Annotated in this window: 13 protein-coding genes; 2 read left to right on the forward strand and 11 right to left on the reverse strand. The window is 50.3% G+C overall.

Translation table 11 applies throughout. The features are described from left to right. The first annotated feature begins 16 nt into the window (after window positions 1-16). Both ACXYMU_RS15120 and ACXYMU_RS15125 read left to right on the forward strand, forming a co-directional pair. Entirely contained in the window at window positions 17-1,411 is a 1,395-nt protein-coding gene (locus ACXYMU_RS15120; protein WP_458987249.1) for a peptide MFS transporter, read from the forward strand. A gap of 294 nt (window positions 1,412-1,705) precedes the next feature. Next, on the forward strand, window positions 1,706-2,320 hold the full coding sequence (locus ACXYMU_RS15125; RefSeq protein WP_458987250.1) for a hypothetical protein: 615 nt from the start codon (window positions 1,706-1,708) through the stop codon (window positions 2,318-2,320). Between the two features lie 125 nt (window positions 2,321-2,445). On the opposite strand, the gene groL is transcribed toward ACXYMU_RS15125, so the two are convergent. The 11 genes from groL to ACXYMU_RS15180 all read right to left on the reverse strand — a co-directional run bounded on the left by groL (window position 2,446) and on the right by ACXYMU_RS15180 (window position 14,683). Next, entirely contained in the window at window positions 2,446-4,080 is a 1,635-nt protein-coding gene (groL, locus tag ACXYMU_RS15130; RefSeq protein ID WP_458987251.1) for a chaperonin GroEL, read from the reverse strand. 40 nt (window positions 4,081-4,120) lie between these two features. Next, a complete protein-coding gene (groES, locus tag ACXYMU_RS15135; protein ID WP_458987252.1) occupies window positions 4,121-4,411 on the reverse strand; it encodes a co-chaperone GroES in 291 nt (96 codons plus the stop codon). 252 nt (window positions 4,412-4,663) lie between these two features. Beyond that, window positions 4,664-5,053, reverse strand: coding sequence for a preprotein translocase subunit SecG (secG, locus tag ACXYMU_RS15140; RefSeq protein ID WP_458987253.1), 390 nt, complete (start codon window positions 5,051-5,053; stop codon window positions 4,664-4,666). A gap of 1 nt (window position 5,054) precedes the next feature. Beyond that, on the reverse strand, window positions 5,055-6,476 hold the full coding sequence (locus ACXYMU_RS15145; RefSeq protein ID WP_458987254.1) for a hypothetical protein: 1,422 nt from the start codon (window positions 6,474-6,476) through the stop codon (window positions 5,055-5,057). A gap of 21 nt (window positions 6,477-6,497) precedes the next feature. Continuing rightward, a complete protein-coding gene (lptE, locus tag ACXYMU_RS15150) occupies window positions 6,498-7,028 on the reverse strand; it encodes an LPS assembly lipoprotein LptE (protein WP_458987255.1) in 531 nt (176 codons plus the stop codon). Next, window positions 7,012-8,301, reverse strand: a complete 1,290-nt coding sequence (locus ACXYMU_RS15155; protein WP_458987256.1) for a sigma-54 interaction domain-containing protein — start codon at window positions 8,299-8,301, stop codon at window positions 7,012-7,014. The genes lptE and ACXYMU_RS15155 overlap by 17 nt, the downstream gene beginning before the upstream one ends. Before the next feature lie 88 nt (window positions 8,302-8,389). Then, a complete protein-coding gene (gene miaB / locus ACXYMU_RS15160) occupies window positions 8,390-9,820 on the reverse strand; it encodes a tRNA (N6-isopentenyl adenosine(37)-C2)-methylthiotransferase MiaB (protein ID WP_458987257.1) in 1,431 nt (476 codons plus the stop codon). A gap of 151 nt (window positions 9,821-9,971) precedes the next feature. After that, window positions 9,972-11,291: an anthranilate synthase component I family protein gene (locus ACXYMU_RS15165; protein ID WP_458987258.1), complete on the reverse strand. Its 1,320-nt coding sequence runs from the start codon at window positions 11,289-11,291 to the stop codon at window positions 9,972-9,974. A 19-nt stretch (window positions 11,292-11,310) separates the two neighbouring features. Next, window positions 11,311-12,798 (reverse strand): tetratricopeptide repeat protein, encoded by a 1,488-nt coding sequence (locus ACXYMU_RS15170; protein ID WP_458987259.1) that lies wholly within the window; start codon window positions 12,796-12,798, stop codon window positions 11,311-11,313. Between the two features lie 49 nt (window positions 12,799-12,847). Next, complete coding sequence (locus ACXYMU_RS15175) at window positions 12,848-13,579, reverse strand: zinc ribbon domain-containing protein (RefSeq protein ID WP_458987260.1); 732 nt, start codon at window positions 13,577-13,579, stop codon at window positions 12,848-12,850. A 3-nt stretch (window positions 13,580-13,582) separates the two neighbouring features. Continuing rightward, window positions 13,583-14,683, reverse strand: coding sequence for a Nif3-like dinuclear metal center hexameric protein (locus ACXYMU_RS15180; protein ID WP_458987261.1), 1,101 nt, complete (start codon window positions 14,681-14,683; stop codon window positions 13,583-13,585). Window positions 14,684-14,704: the final 21 nt, after the last annotated feature.

The raw sequence follows: 14,704 nt of genomic DNA on the forward strand, positions 1-14,704 counted from the left end.
TACTAACATTTTATTTATGTCTTACAAAGATCACCCTGTATCCGACCAGGTCAGTAAACATAACATACCGTACGGTACTGAGACTGGCGGGGGAAAACTGAAACACCCCAAGGCCCTTTACATGCTTTTCTTCACCGAAATGTGGGAACGTTTCAGTTACTATGGTATGCGTGCCTTGCTTACGCTGTACCTCATATCTGAAGTTACGAGGGGCGGCCTTGGCTGGACTTCGGCGGAAGCTGGCCAACTTTACGGCATATATACGGGTTTGGTTTACGTAACGCCGGTTATAGGTGGTTACCTCGCCGACCGGTACCTCGGTTTCCGCTCAGCGGTAATTATCGGTGGTTTGCTGATGGCCCTGGGGCATGGGGTGCTGGCGATCGAGTCCATGTTCTTTTTCTACAGCGGTTTGGCGCTCCTGATTTTAGGAAACGGACTGTTCAAGCCAAATATTTCCTCGATGGTGGGCCAGCTATACCCGGAAGGCAGCAAACTGAAAGACTCTGCTTACACCATCTTTTATATGGGTATCAACCTGGGCGCTTTCCTTGGGTCGCTGATTTGCGGCTGGCTTGGTGAAACCTACGGCTGGCATTATGGCTTCGGCGCTGCCGGTGTAGGTATGGTGCTGGGTGTTTCGCAGTTCTACCTGGGACGCAAAATGCTGGGCAAGATCGGGTTGAAGCCAGAGGCGAAGACTGCTGAGGAAAAAGCGGCACCGAAAGAGCCGTTAACCAAAGTGGAGCGTGACCGCCTCAAAGTGGTGCTCTCCCTGTCGTTCTTCTCTATCCTTTTCTGGCTGGCATTCGAGCAGGCCGGTTCTTCTATGAACATTTTCGCCTACAAGTATACTGACCGCACCATCGACGTGCTGAACTTCGAGGTGCCAGCCACCTGGTTCCAGTCCATCAACGCCTTCTTTATCTTCACGCTGGCCCCTGTGTTCTCGTGGCTGTGGGTAACGCTCAACAAAAAGAACATCGACCCGGCCGGTCCTTACAAGTTTGCCATCGGCTTGCTGTTACTGGCTATGGGATTTGCAGTGCTGGTGTTCGGCTCTATGTCTATTCCGCAGGGTGCTGAAACAGCCGGTGTGAGCATGCTTTGGTTGGTGTTTGCCTACCTGCTGCATACCATGGGCGAGCTTTGCCTCTCTCCGGTAGGACTTTCGTTTGTGAACAAGCTGTCGCCACTCAGATTGGTGGGCGTGATGTTCGGTGTTTGGTTCTTCGCCTCAGCCATCGGTAACTACATTGGTGGTGCCCTGGCCGGTTTGATCGACCAAATGCAGGAAACACAGTCCATGTCTAGCTTCTTCCTCATCTTTGTGGGGATCGCTACCTTGGCATCGCTGATTCTATTCCTGGTTTCAGGCAGACTGGTTAAATTGATGCACGGTATCAAATAAGCCAGACTTCACTTATAACAGAAAGCCCCGGCTACATGAGCAGTCGGGGCTTTCTGTTTTGTAGGGGTATATGCTGCAACCGTTATATACCTGTTTTTCTATTCTATGGAATGCAAACAACTATAATTTTAACTATAGGAAGATAATTGGCTAAATCAACCGAAGGCTTTTGTTTGTAAAAATACAATTCAGGATATTCGTTTATACTTCTGAAAGCGCTTAGGCAAAGAGCATCAGCCCTTTTGGTAAAAGCATCCTGTAAATTCAATATTTACAAACTCAAACTTTTAGCCAATGTACTTTTTTTTAACAAAACGCTGTCTTACCATCGCGTTCCTGGCTGTATGCGCCCTACAGTCTTGTCAGTTAATTTCTGATGTGGTGCCGGAAGATGCCACGACGCCACAGGAAGAACAGGACACCTCAGTAACTTATACCCTTAAAAAAGGCGTACATTACGCAGACAGTAACCCGCTTAAAAGCATTAGCTCGACGGTGATGCGCTTTGCCGTTACCTTTGACAGCACGGCGATGTATACCACCGTTGATCCTGCCAACCAAGGCGACATTAACAAGCTGTACGGCTTTTCGGATTGCAGCAGTATGCACCATGTGAACAGCGCCCGTTTCGGCTGGCGCTGGTATAACGGCAGGCTAGAGTTGCATGCTTATACCTACCTTAACAAAATACGCCATGCGGTATTTGTTACTGCTGTTGAACTGGGGAAGGAGACAACCTGTGAAATCAAAACGGAGGGTGACCAGTATGTCTTCACCTGCAACGGGCAGACCGTGACGTTAGGCAGAGGGTGTAACGGGCAAGTGTCCGGTTATCAGTTATACCCTTATTTTGGCGGTGATGAGGCCGCACCGCACGATATCACCATCAAGATAATAGAACTGCCTTAGCTATTGGATACAGCTTTGTGCTAAAGTGACCAACAGATGCTTTAAAGTTTAAACCTGTTATGTGATCATAAAAAAAACCTGAGCCATTTCTGACTCAGGTTTTTTTGTATTAGTTGAGGGGCTGATTACATCATGCCGCCCATACCACCCATGCCACCTGGCATAGCTGGAGCACCTTTGTCATCTTCTGCATCTTCAGAAACCACACACTCTGTTGTAAGCAGCAGTCCTGCAATAGAAGCAGCGTTCTCCAGCGCAAGGCGTGTCACCTTCGTAGGGTCGATGATGCCAGCCTGGAACATGTTCTCGTACTTGTCGTCGCGGGCGTTGTAACCATAGTCAGCCTTGCCTTCGCGAACCGCCTGTACAACCACAGAACCTTCGCCGCCAGCGTTAGAAACGATTGTTCTTAGCGGAGACTCCAGTGCCGTTTTGATGATCTGAACACCTGTCTGCTCATCTGCATTGTATACATCGATGTTGTTCAGGGCATCAATCGCACGGATGAGGGCAACACCACCACCTGCTACGATACCTTCTTCAACAGCTGCACGCGTTGCGTGCAACGCATCGTCTACGCGGTCTTTCTTCTCCTTCATCTCTACCTCAGTAGAAGCACCGATGTAAAGAATGGCAACACCACCAGACAGTTTTGCAAGACGTTCCTGCAGTTTCTCCTTGTCGTAATCAGACGTAGTAGTTTCCATCTGAGACTTAATCTGGTTTACGCGAGCCACGATATCGTCTTTCTGACCAGCGCCGTTCACCAGCGTTGTGTTGTCTTTGTCGATGATCACTTTCTCAGCCTGGCCAAGGTACTCCAAGGTAGCATTCTCCAGCTTGTAGCCGCGCTCTTCAGAGATAACAGTACCACCTGTCAGGATGGCGATGTCCTCCAGCATTGCTTTTCTTCTGTCGCCGAAGCCTGGGGCTTTCACAGCGGCAATCTTCAGGGAGCCACGCAGCTTGTTAACTACCAGTGTAGCAAGCGCCTCGCCGTCCACGTCCTCAGACACGATCACAAGGCCTTTACCAGTCTGAACAACCTGCTCCAATACTGGAAGCAACTCCTTCATGGTAGAAACCTTCTTGTCGTAGATCAGGATGTAAGGGTTCTCGAACTCAGCTTCCATCTTCTCTGCGTTGGTCACGAAGTAAGGAGACAGGTAACCGCGGTCGAACTGCATACCTTCCACTGTCTTTACCTCAGTTTCAGTACCTTTCGCTTCTTCTACAGTAATTACACCGTCCTTACCAACTTTGTCCATCGCATCGGCAATCATCTTACCGATTTCAGCGTCGTTGTTGGCAGAGATAGTACCCACCTGGGAGATCTCAGAAGAGTTCTCGATTTTCTTAGACTGTGAGCGAAGGTTCTCCACGACCGCATGAACGGCCTTGTCGATACCACGCTTCAAATCCATTGGGTTAGCGCCAGCCGCTACGTTCTTGATACCAGCGGTGTAGATTGCCTGCGCCAATACAGTAGCGGTAGTGGTACCGTCACCAGCCTGGTCAGCAGTTTTAGAGGCAACCTCCTTCACTAACTGTGCGCCCATGTTCTCGATAGCGTCCTTCAGCTCGATTTCTTTCGCAACTGAAACACCGTCCTTCGTGATGGTAGGGGCTCCGAATTTTTTGTCGATGATCACGTTACGGCCTTTAGGACCCAACGTAACTTTTACTGCATTTGCTAATTTATCAACGCCCGCCTTAATTTTAGTGCGTGCGTCGGTATCAAATGTGATGTTCTTAGCCATAGTTTAATATACTTTTGGATTAAGTTTTATAGATCTTGAATTAAAGGATCGCCAGGATGTCAGACTCGCGCATGATCAGGTAATCGCCCCCATCAACGGAAATCTCAGTGCCTGCATATTTGCCATACAACACTTGGTCGCCTACCTTCACCTGCGGATTGATAAGTGATCCCTGGTCAGAGGTTTTTCCTTCTCCAACGGCTACAACCTCGCCACGCTGAGGCTTCTCTTTAGCAGTATCAGGGATAATGATACCTGACTTCGTTTTTTCTTCTGCTGCAGCAGGAGCTACAATCACTCTGTCTGCTAATGGTTTAATGCTGATTGACATAGTTTTTTGTTATTATGTTTATCGTTTATAATTATGTAATAACACGGCTACACTATCATTTCTTGTGCCAAGACGCCTGAACTGCCATTTTACGTCAAATTTACAGTTTTGGCGGGTTTCCACCTGTCACTATTGTCATGCACTGACACGAGGCAGTGGTATAGGGGAGTAGAATGACAGTAAAAAGGCAAAATAAAAAAGCCGATCTGGTAAGATCGGCTCTCTTGAATATTTCTTTATCGCGTGTGGCGATTATTCGGCATTAGCAGTATCAATCATTTCTGGAATATCGCCGGCATCCGGAATTGCTGCAGTAGAATCAGCGGTAACCCCTGGCAGCGCACCCGGCGCGGCAGGAAGATTAGACTGTCTAGCGCGCTCCTCGTTGATGCTGCGTGACACACCCGTGTCGCCCGCGTTATCCACGATCATGTGCGTTCCCAGAGTCAGGACAACCAAACCAATAGCGAAACCCCAGGTGAGTTTTTCAAGCAGGTCTCCTGTGCGCTTCACACCCATTAACTGGCTTGTGCTGCCGCCAAACTGGCTGGATAGGCCACCTCCTTTAGGGTTTTGAGCCAATACTACTAAAACCAGCAGTACGCAAATGAAAATGATGATACTGATAAGGGTGATATACATCTTAGCTTAGATTTTGTAATTTTTCTATCTGTTCGGCAAAGTAACTCTTTTTTTCCGGATATTTCAAAATGAGCTGCTCATATATTTTGACGGCTTTTCGGGGCTTGCCTTGCTTAACGAAGATATTGGCCAGGCTTTCGGAGGCTATCCCTTTCTTTATTTTGGAGTTACGCAGCGAGAGGTCTTCCTGAGGCTCTTGCTTCACCTTCAGGTTATTCATCGATTTCAGCCTCGGATTAAGCTTCAGGAACTGGTCGATGATGCTGGTTTGCTGATGCAAAGAAGGTACTTGCGGCACTTGCGGCTCTCTCTCCAACTCGTGCGTTTTGGCGTATTCCAGAATCAGTTCCGGGTGGAAAGCAGCGGGCTGTTGGCGCGTGACCTCATCCTTTATCTGAATTGTTTCTCCCAGTCGGCTAGATGCCATCCAGTAACCCAGTGAGTCCTCCGCATACATACGCTCCAGTTCACTGGAAACATACTGAATGGCCGCGTTTTCAGGGGCTGTTGCAGTAGTCTGAGCTTGGTTAACATTATCTGTACGCACTGCATCTTGATGTGCGTCAGGAGTTTGCTCATCCGGCACGTATCCGTTTTGTGCCAGCACTCGCTCCCGTTCAGCAAGGATCAGCTGATCCAGGGCATCGTGGTGTGGCTTTGCTGGAGCATCGTTCTCGCCGGGTGCGCCAGCTGGCTCAGCAGCATCCGCTGCCTGAGAATCATAAACTAAGTCTTCATCAGCTTTCTGCGCCAACAGGTCCGTGAACGAAGAACTCAGGCTGCTGATTGTCAGCAAATCCGCTAGCTCATCCCGCGCATCGACTCCTTCAGCCATACTAGCCGTTTCTTTAGTTTCTAACGCCTGTGTATCATAGCTGTCAATAACTTCAGCAGGCTCAGGTTCATATACATAGACTTGTGCCGGCTGGTGCAGCGCGTATGGGGCAGGTTCCTCCAGGGTTATGGCAGGCTGAGCGTCAGTTTCGGAAAACTCCTCCATATTTGAATCCTCTTCCTCACATGAAACAGGCGCTGGCAAACTACCCCCGGGGGTATGCGCCGCCTCATTCAGATCCTGTTCCGGTATGTGTACAGGCTCCGCAGGAACAGCAACAGGTATATCCGGTGCAACGGCCTGATCCACATTGCTCTTTTCTACCGTCGCCTCTTTAAACTCTGGGACGGGGGCAGGAGAGGTATAAATGATGCGCTTTAGAATCTGCCGGTTTGTCGCATAGGCTGAAGCCCGGCGCAGGCGCTGGGTAGAGAGCATGCTGCCATTGTCGTGGGCGGATTTGGCAAGCAGCAGGTGGGCTGTCTGGCAATACGGGAAAGCCGCAGCTACCTTCTCCAGTTCTTCTGTCTGCTGCACAGAGATGGTGGATGCCTGGCTGATGAGTTCAAGGAACGCTGATTTATTCATGCTTACGCTTGCTTTCTATGGTTACCAATCGGCCACTGTCTTGTTAAATACATCTGTCACCAGACGCTCTGCCAACTGTTCTATCTGCACATTCGACAGCTGTGTGATGTCCAGATCCTGCGGGAAGTCCTGGGAGATGGTAAATGTTCTGTCAAAGTCCTTGTCTGGTTGTTTGGCGTTCGTAAAACGCACTTGCAGCCCCAACGTCAAACGGTTCAAGCTTCCGATATCCTGCTGGCCCTCGCGCTGTATGGCTGCCGGAGAATAGTTAAAGCTAACAATCTGCCCTTCGAGTTGCAAGTCCCCCTGGCTCTGCAACACCGTTAAATTCGTGTTCCGGCGGTAATAATCCGTGAACGTGTTGGTAATGATCTGCGTCAGGTTGGCCGGACCTTCGCCAGTGCTGTTTTCAAAGTTTTGGATAGAAATGCTCTTGATGTCTGGCGAAATGGTGGTGCCGGTAAAAGAGTAAATGCCGCAGCCGCTGCACAGGGTCATCAGCAGCACAATGCCGATATACTGGAGTCCGTGTGCTTTAATCTTCGATATCATACTGTTTGAGTTTGCGGTAAAGGGTGCGCTCCGAAATGCCAAGGTCCTGCGCGGCATACTTTCGTTTATTATTGTGCTTTTTCAGTGCTTTCAGTATCAGTTCTTTTTCCTTGTCTTCCAACGAAAGGCTCTCCTCCTCATACTCATGCGGAATATCCTCTACCTTCTCATCGTACTCCTGCACGGGAGCATGTTTTACAGGAAGATAATAGGGCTCCTTGTGCACGGTTTCCTGTTGTGGCTGGTAACTGCGGCCGTTGCTGTTGTACTGCTGCTTTTGCTCCAGGTTCTCAAAAAGGTGGCTGTGCTCTTTCAGCAGCTCCTCGTCGTTTGGCTGGTGCGTGAGCATATCAAACACCAGCTTTTTCAACTCCGACATATCGCGGCGCATGTCAAAGAGTACTTTATACAACAGGTCGCGCTCCGAAAAATTATGATCCGACCCTGTTTCCCTGGCCAATACAGCAGGGAGGTTATTCACCTGTTCCTTTGGCAGGTAATGGCGCAGTCTGTAGGCGTCGATCTCGCGCTCATACTCCAGCACCGATATCTGCTCGGCCATGTTCTTAAGCTGGCGGATGTTGCCCGGGAAGCGGAAAGAAAGCAATTCCTGCACGGCATCCGGCGTAAGCACAATAGGTTTAACCTTGTATTTCTCAGAAAAATCGGACGTGAACTTCCTGAACAGCAGGTGAATGTCGTCTCCGCGCTCGCGTAAAGGTGGAACCGTGATCGGCACGGTGTTCAGGCGATAGTAGAGGTCTTCCCGGAAGCGGCCTTTCTCCACTGCGTTCAGCAAATTGACGTTGGTGGCAGCCACCACGCGCACATCTGTTTTCTGCACCTTCGAGGAACCTACTTTAATAAACTCCCCATTCTCGAGTACACGCAGCAGGCGGGCTTGTGTGCCGAGGGGCATTTCGCCTATTTCATCCAGAAAGATGGTGCCGCCGTCCGTCACCTCGAAATAACCTTTGCGTGATTCATGCGCACTGGTAAAGGAGCCTTTCTCATGCCCAAAAAGCTCAGAGTCGATGGTGCCCTCTGGTATCGCGCCGCAGTTGATGGCGATAAACTGCCCATGCTTGCGCGGGCTGAGTTGGTGGATGATTTTGGAGAAGGATTCCTTGCCGCTTCCGCTCTCCCCGGTAATCAGCACCGTCATATCCGTAGGAGCCACCTGCACCGCCACCTGTATGGCATGGTTTAGCAGGGGGGAGTTGCCGATGATGCCAAAACGCTGCTTTATACTTTGTATATCTATGTTGCGCATGTTTTTCAGATTTGTGAATTTGGAATTGTCTAGCATTTGAGATGCAGGAGGCTAGTTTACAAACCCCCTCATCCTCAAATTTCCAAATCTAATCTACCGCTTCGCCGAAAAGGGTGCCTACACTGCAATCGTGCACGAAAACATTCACGTAATCGCCCTTTCGGTAATGTTTCTGATCGAAGATCACGACTTTGTTCTGGTCATTGCGGCCGCTGAGCTGCTCTTTCGATTTCTTAGAGAATCCTTCGACCAGCACTTTGTGCACCCGGCCAATGTCTTTTCTGTTTCGGGATAAAGAAGTCTCACGCTGTTTTTGGATGATCTCATCCAGGCGTCGCTTTTTCACCTCCAGCGGAATATCATCTTCGAGCTTTCTGGCTGCCAGGGTACCCGGGCGCTCTGAGTAGAAGAACATGTATGAGTAATCGTACTGTACATAGTCCATCAGGCTCAGTGTGTCCCGGTGTTCTTCCTCCGTCTCGGTGCAGAACCCAGCGATCATGTCGGAGGAAATGCCGCACTCGTCGCCCAGTATGCTGCGAATAGCGTCCACGCGGTTGATGTACCACTCGCGGTCATATGTGCGGTTCATCAGCTCCAGTACCCTGGAGTTACCGCTCTGTGCCGGCAGGTGGATATAATTACAAATGTTTTCGTGCTTCTTCATGGTATAAAGCACCTCGTCTGTGATGTCTTTTGGGTGTGAGGTAGAGAAGCGAACCCGCAGGTTGCTGTCGATCAAGGCCACTTTCTCCAGCAGCTGCGCAAAATTTACGCTATCAGAGCCGTCTTCGGCTGCCCATTTGTATGAATCGACATTCTGGCCCAGCAAAGTCACCTCTTTATACCCCTGTGCCACCAAAGCTTCGGCCTCGCGCACAATAGAGTAAGGCTCACGCGAACGCTCGCGCCCACGTGTGAAGGGCACCACGCAGAAAGAGCACATATTGTCGCAGCCGCGCATAATAGAGATAAAGGCGCTCACCCCGTTGCTGTTCAAGCGGATCGGGTTGATGTCGGCGTAGGTTTCCTCGCGCGATAACAGCACGTTCACTGCTTTCTGGCCGCCGTCTACTTCATTGATCAGGTTAGGAAGGTCACGGTAGGCGTCTGGACCCACTACTAGGTCCACGATCTTTTCCTCTTCCAGTAATGATTTCTTCAGGCGCTCGGCCATACAGCCCAGTACACCCACCATCAGGCTGGGCTTCTTCTTTTTGAAATGGTTGATTTGGCTAAGGCGGTTCCGAACAGTCTGTTCTGCTTTTTCGCGGATAGAGCAGGTGTTCAGGAAAATAAGGTCCGCCTGTGCAATGTCCGAAGTGGTGTCAAAGCCATCCTCCAGCATGATGGAAGAGACAATCTCGCTATCGGAGAAATTCATCTGGCAGCCATAACTCTCGATGTAAAGCTTGCGGGAGCGGCCTGTGTTCGAGTCAGTTGTCACTTTCGTGTCGCAGGCAGCAGCTTGCTCCGGGGTGCGGTTATCTATAAAATCTAAGTCTACTATCGGATCCATATAAATACTGTTACAGGTGCAAATATACTAGATTCTATGCAAAACGTGACAGAATGACAGATGCTTTTACAAATTGCGAAGTACAAATTATGCATTAGCGGTTAAAGGTCATCCAAAAGCATGCTTGGCATTATTATAAATCTGTAACTGCTCATTCGCACCAAAAAGCGCAGCGGTCATCGTGCCCAAGGACTTTTAAAATGGCTTGGGCCTTTAAAAGGCACTCGGCATATTCCTGTTCCGGGTCAGAGTCGTAGGTGATGGCGCTCCCAACCATGAAGCTGAGGTAGCTAGTCTGGGCATTGTACTGCATGCTCCGTATCACGACATTGAAATCGCAGTTGCCATCCGCAGTGATATAGCCCATGGTGCCCGCATACAGCCCGCGCTTGGTGCTCTCCAGCGCATCGATTAGCTGCATGGCACTGATTTTCGGGGCTCCGGTCATACTACCCATCGGGAAGGTGCCGCGTAAAGCATCCACCAAGTCCTTCTCGGGCCGCAGTTCCCCCACCACCGTCGAAATCATCTGGGACACCTGCCGGAAGCCGTAAATGCCGAACATCTCTTCCACCTGCACGGTTCCGGTAGCACAGGAGTGGCTGAGGTCGTTGCGCGCCAGGTCCACGATCATCATGTTCTCGGCAAGCTCCTTCTCACTATGGCGCAATTGGTGCTGCAGTTGCGCATCCTCGTCGGGGGTAACGCCGCGTCGGATGGTGCCTTTGATCGGCTGTGTAATAAGCTGCTTTTGATCTTTTTTGAGGTAACGCTCCGGCGAAGCGCAGAGCAGGTATTTATCCTGGTACTTCAGGTAGCTAGAAAAAGGAGTAGGAGAAGCCTCCATTAAGGCCAGGTAAAGTGGGAGTGGGGCCAGGTTTACCTGTTCTGCATAAAACTCCATACAGTAGTTCAACTCATAAACATTCCCTTCTAAAATGTGCGCTCGGATACGCTCGACATTTGCCAGGTAATCGGTTTTAGTTACCCTGCTTCTTACGTCAGCCCTTGCCGGGAACACAGGCTTAGGTATAGCTGTCGCAAAAATGTCTTGTAAAAGCGCGTCAATATCAGGCGCTGATGAAGTGACACCTATACTGTTATGGTTAAAGTATAGAATGATGTCAGGGATGAAGAATCCAGCCGGCGGAAATGCTACGTAATCCGGGTTTTGGCTCCTCAGGTTTTCGATTTGGTTTTTGAGATCGTAAGTAAGAAAGCCGCAAAGCATCGGATGCTTTTGCTGAAGCTCCTCTCTCAGGCTATCGAAGGTATGGTTCGTGTCGAGGGGAACCGCGTTGGTGGCAGGAGCCACGGCCAGCAGGTGACGGAAACCATCGTGCGGGTAGGGTATTCCATTCGGGGTATAGTAGGCTGCCAAATCAAACTGGTCTGCCCAGGCCAGTGCCTTGAGCCGGAACTCTTCCAAAGACAGGGGTAGATCAGAAGCCTTTAACGTTGACTGATACATGGTTATAGGAGCGGGGAATTTATAGCGTGGAAAGGGCTAGTTTAGCTTTGGCGTCGATGCTATTTTTATACGCATGCCCCTTAAAGCGAAGCGCCTTGTTAAAATAGGCCCTGGCTTCGGTTCTTTTGCCTGCTTCCAAGGCCAGGTAGCCTAATTGCAAAGCAGCATGGGGAGCATAGTATATCGCGGTGTTCGCTGTCATGCCCAATGTATTCATGTATAAGGCTCTGGCCTTCTCATTGTCTGACAACCCATGGTATACGCGTGCCAGCCGGTAGACGTACTCAACGCGTGTTGCGAATGGAGTTGTGGAATTGGGGTTCCAGCCACGAAGTGTTTCCAGCGCTTGCTGGTAATAGCCGCCGTCTGAGTGCATGCGGGCTTTCAGCAATAGCAGTGTTTCCTTGGTTTTCACCTCCTCAAAACCAGCGGCGTATTTGTCCTCCTCCGTCTCAGCTATACCGGTTGATCTCATAAGCTTATAATGGCGCAACGCCTGCGCTTTATTGTCAGCCAGCAAATGGGTGATGTAGAGTTTATAGTGTGCCGACTTTCGATAATGCTTGCCCTTGTGTTGTTGTAAAAAAAGAGTGTTTTCCCGTAATGCTTGCTGGTAGTCCCCCTGATACAGGTATAAGTTACCGGCCAGGTGATGGAGGTATGGGAAAGGAAGGTAACCGCCTGATCTTAACTGGCTCCTATAGAGCGTGAGGGCCGCTTCGCCTTTGTTGGATTTCTGGAGTAGGTGTAAAGCAGCGAAATGCAGCAACTTGTTCTCGGGTTCGGTTTTGGCGAGTTCTATAGCCTGGTCCACGAATTGGCTCCCGTTATGTGGCGTGAGGGTATGGCCCACCACAGCCAAAAGCAACCGGGCCTCTTGCTGAAAGGGATTTGGGCTGGTGGCGGCCATTCTTAAGTTTTTCATGCCTTCCTGCACGTCTCCCTTTAACCCCACAATGCTTAGGAACCACTGGTGTTGGTCTGGTACCGATCCAATGAGCACCTGCAGGACGCCGAGGTTTTTTCTGGTGGGCACAAAGGTGGGCCATCGCCTGGCGTTGTCCTGATACTGCAGGAAAGCCTTGCGGAGGTGCCAAGCAGCGCTTAAGCGGTTGCTGAACAGGATATTGGTGACAGCCAGCTGCAGCCGGACTTCAGCCTGGGCATGGTGCACCCACGCATCTGCGGGGCTTAGGGCGGCAAGCAGGGCAAGCCGCCTTTCCTGCTGCGCTATCAGTTTACCAAGTTGCTGCTGGTCCTGTACAACACATGCCTCCAGAAAATCAGCGTAGTTCTCCAGAAGTAGGATTTCCGCTTGATGGGTAGGGTCTGAGAATGCTGTTCCGCGCAGTTGGCGTCGCCCATCCGCCACCTTGAGTTGCAGGACGGAGCGGTAGGCAGCTGCCAGTTGATTCGGAAGCGCATAGGATGCCGGCCCCGCCTGAGTAGCAAGTGGGAAGGTTGCCAGCCAAAACAGCAGCATAAAAAAAGGATGGGGGTTAGCCATCCTTTTTTTGATATAATACAAGCAATTGCTGCGCAATGTAATGTCGGATTTAGAATATACGCTGCTCTACACCTGCCAGAATACGTCCGCAATGCTCGCAAACGATTACTTTTTTCTGAGCGGCAATGTCAGCCTGGCGCTGTGGCGGCACTGTGTTGAAGCAACCACCGCAAGCGTCGCGCTTTACAGTAACTACCGCTAAACCATTGCGCACGTTCCCACGGATTCGGGTATAAGCGCTCAGCAAACGATCCTCGATGTTCTCCGCAGCTTTGTTGCGGTCTTTCTCTAGCTTCGTTTCTTCCTCCTCGCTTTCGCCTACAATCTGGTTAAGCTCCTTTTTCTTGTTCTCAAGGTCCTTGCGGCGCTCATCTAAGCGGTGCTTTGTGCCCTCGATCTCAGAGATTTTCTGCTCAATTTGGTAGTTAGCCTCTCGGATCTTCTTCTCGCTAATTTGGATCTCGAGCTTCTGCAGTTCGATTTCCTTGGAGATGGCATCGTACTCACGGTTGTTGCGTACGTTCTGCTGCTGGTCTTCGTATTTGCTGATCAGGCCCTCGGAGTCTTTGATGGCCTGCTTGCGCTGCGAGATAGAGTCGTTCAGGTTGGCAACCTCATCATCAAACTTATGAACCCGCACCTCGTAGCCTTCTATTTCATCTTCCAAATCCTGAACTTCTTCAGGGAGGTCTCCTCGAACTCTTCTGATTTCATCAAGTTGAGAATCTATTGACTGAAGCTTTAAAAGGGCTTCTAATTTGCTGGCTACAGTACTTTCCATGTATTAAAAAGTGTATCTGACAGGGTTTGTGTTTACTTCTGATATTAAGACTGCAAAATTACTAAAGTTTTTTGAAATAACGTCATAAAATATCTCCTTTGTAAACACCTCGCTTTCATAGTGGCCTATATCCGCCACAAGCACCTTAGTGTCAGCATCGAAGAACTCATGGTATTTGAAGTCGCCCGTCACGAAGGCATCCGCTCCCTGCCGGATCGCGTCCTTTAGCAGAAAGCTTCCCGCCCCGCCACACACCGCTACCTTCCTGATTGGCTTGTCGCCAACCGTGGTATAGCGCAAGCCCTGCAGCTGCATCTTATCTTTCAGGTAGGCCAGAAATGCATCCTCAGGCATTTCCTCCGTCAATTGCCCTATTACACCCAGCCCGACTTCCTGGTTCTGGTTTTCGAGGGCGTACAGGTAATGCGCTACTTCCTCATAAGGGTGGGCGTCCTGCAGCGCCTTCAGTATGATGCCTTGCAGATGCGTCGGAAAGATGACCTCTATTCTGTTTTCCTCTACCTGTTCGGCCGTCCCGGGCTGGCCTATCGTGGGATTCGCCTTTTCAGAGGGCTTGAAACGCCCTGTGCCGGTTACATGGAAACTGCAATCGCTGTAGTCTCCAATCTGGCCAGCACCGGCCTGGTGCAATTCCTGTAGCACGATCTCGGTGTGGCTAACGGGCACGAAGGCCACCAGCTGCATCAGCGTACCGGGTTTGCCAGCCAGGATCCGCTGCTGCTGCAGCCCCAGTTTATCGGCTATCTTGGTGTTTACGCCTTGCAGCACACTGTCCAGGTTGGTATGGCTGGCGTAAATGGCAATGTTGTTTTGGATGGCTTTGATGATGGTGCGCTCCACATAACTGCGGCCTGTCAGGGCTTTCAACCCTTTAAAGATTACCGGGTGATGTGCCACGACCAGGTTGCAGCCTTTGGCCATCGCTTCATCTAACACGGCTTCGGTGCAGTCAAGCGTCACTAAAACGCCTGTTACCTCTGCTTGTGCGTCACCGGTTTGCAGGCCGGCGTTGTCGTAGCTTTCCTGAAAAGGGAGCGGGGCCAACTGCTCCAGCACGCGCATTATGTCTTGTATCTTTGGCATTAGTAAAAGGTATTGTTTCTG

It is taken from the genome of Pontibacter sp. CAU 1760, from assembly GCF_054482735.1.

Excerpts from the sequence above, each read along its gene's own strand:
- ACXYMU_RS15120 (WP_458987249.1), top strand. The coding sequence starts at position 17 with ATGTCTTACAAAGATCACCCTGTATCCGACCAGGTCAGTAAACATAAC.
- ACXYMU_RS15125 (WP_458987250.1), top strand. The coding sequence starts at position 1,706 with ATGTACTTTTTTTTAACAAAACGCTGTCTTACCATCGCGTTCCTGGCT.
- groL (WP_458987251.1), bottom strand. The coding sequence starts at position 4,080 with ATGGCTAAGAACATCACATTTGATACCGACGCACGCACTAAAATTAAG.
- groES (WP_458987252.1), bottom strand. The coding sequence starts at position 4,411 with ATGTCAATCAGCATTAAACCATTAGCAGACAGAGTGATTGTAGCTCCT.
- secG (WP_458987253.1), bottom strand. The coding sequence starts at position 5,053 with ATGTATATCACCCTTATCAGTATCATCATTTTCATTTGCGTACTGCTG.
- ACXYMU_RS15145 (WP_458987254.1), bottom strand. The coding sequence starts at position 6,476 with ATGAATAAATCAGCGTTCCTTGAACTCATCAGCCAGGCATCCACCATC.
- lptE (WP_458987255.1), bottom strand. The coding sequence starts at position 7,028 with ATGATATCGAAGATTAAAGCACACGGACTCCAGTATATCGGCATTGTG.
- ACXYMU_RS15155 (WP_458987256.1), bottom strand. The coding sequence starts at position 8,301 with ATGCGCAACATAGATATACAAAGTATAAAGCAGCGTTTTGGCATCATC.
- miaB (WP_458987257.1), bottom strand. The coding sequence starts at position 9,820 with ATGGATCCGATAGTAGACTTAGATTTTATAGATAACCGCACCCCGGAG.
- ACXYMU_RS15165 (WP_458987258.1), bottom strand. The coding sequence starts at position 11,291 with ATGTATCAGTCAACGTTAAAGGCTTCTGATCTACCCCTGTCTTTGGAA.
- ACXYMU_RS15170 (WP_458987259.1), bottom strand. The coding sequence starts at position 12,798 with ATGGCTAACCCCCATCCTTTTTTTATGCTGCTGTTTTGGCTGGCAACC.
- ACXYMU_RS15175 (WP_458987260.1), bottom strand. The coding sequence starts at position 13,579 with ATGGAAAGTACTGTAGCCAGCAAATTAGAAGCCCTTTTAAAGCTTCAG.
- ACXYMU_RS15180 (WP_458987261.1), bottom strand. The coding sequence starts at position 14,683 with ATGCCAAAGATACAAGACATAATGCGCGTGCTGGAGCAGTTGGCCCCG.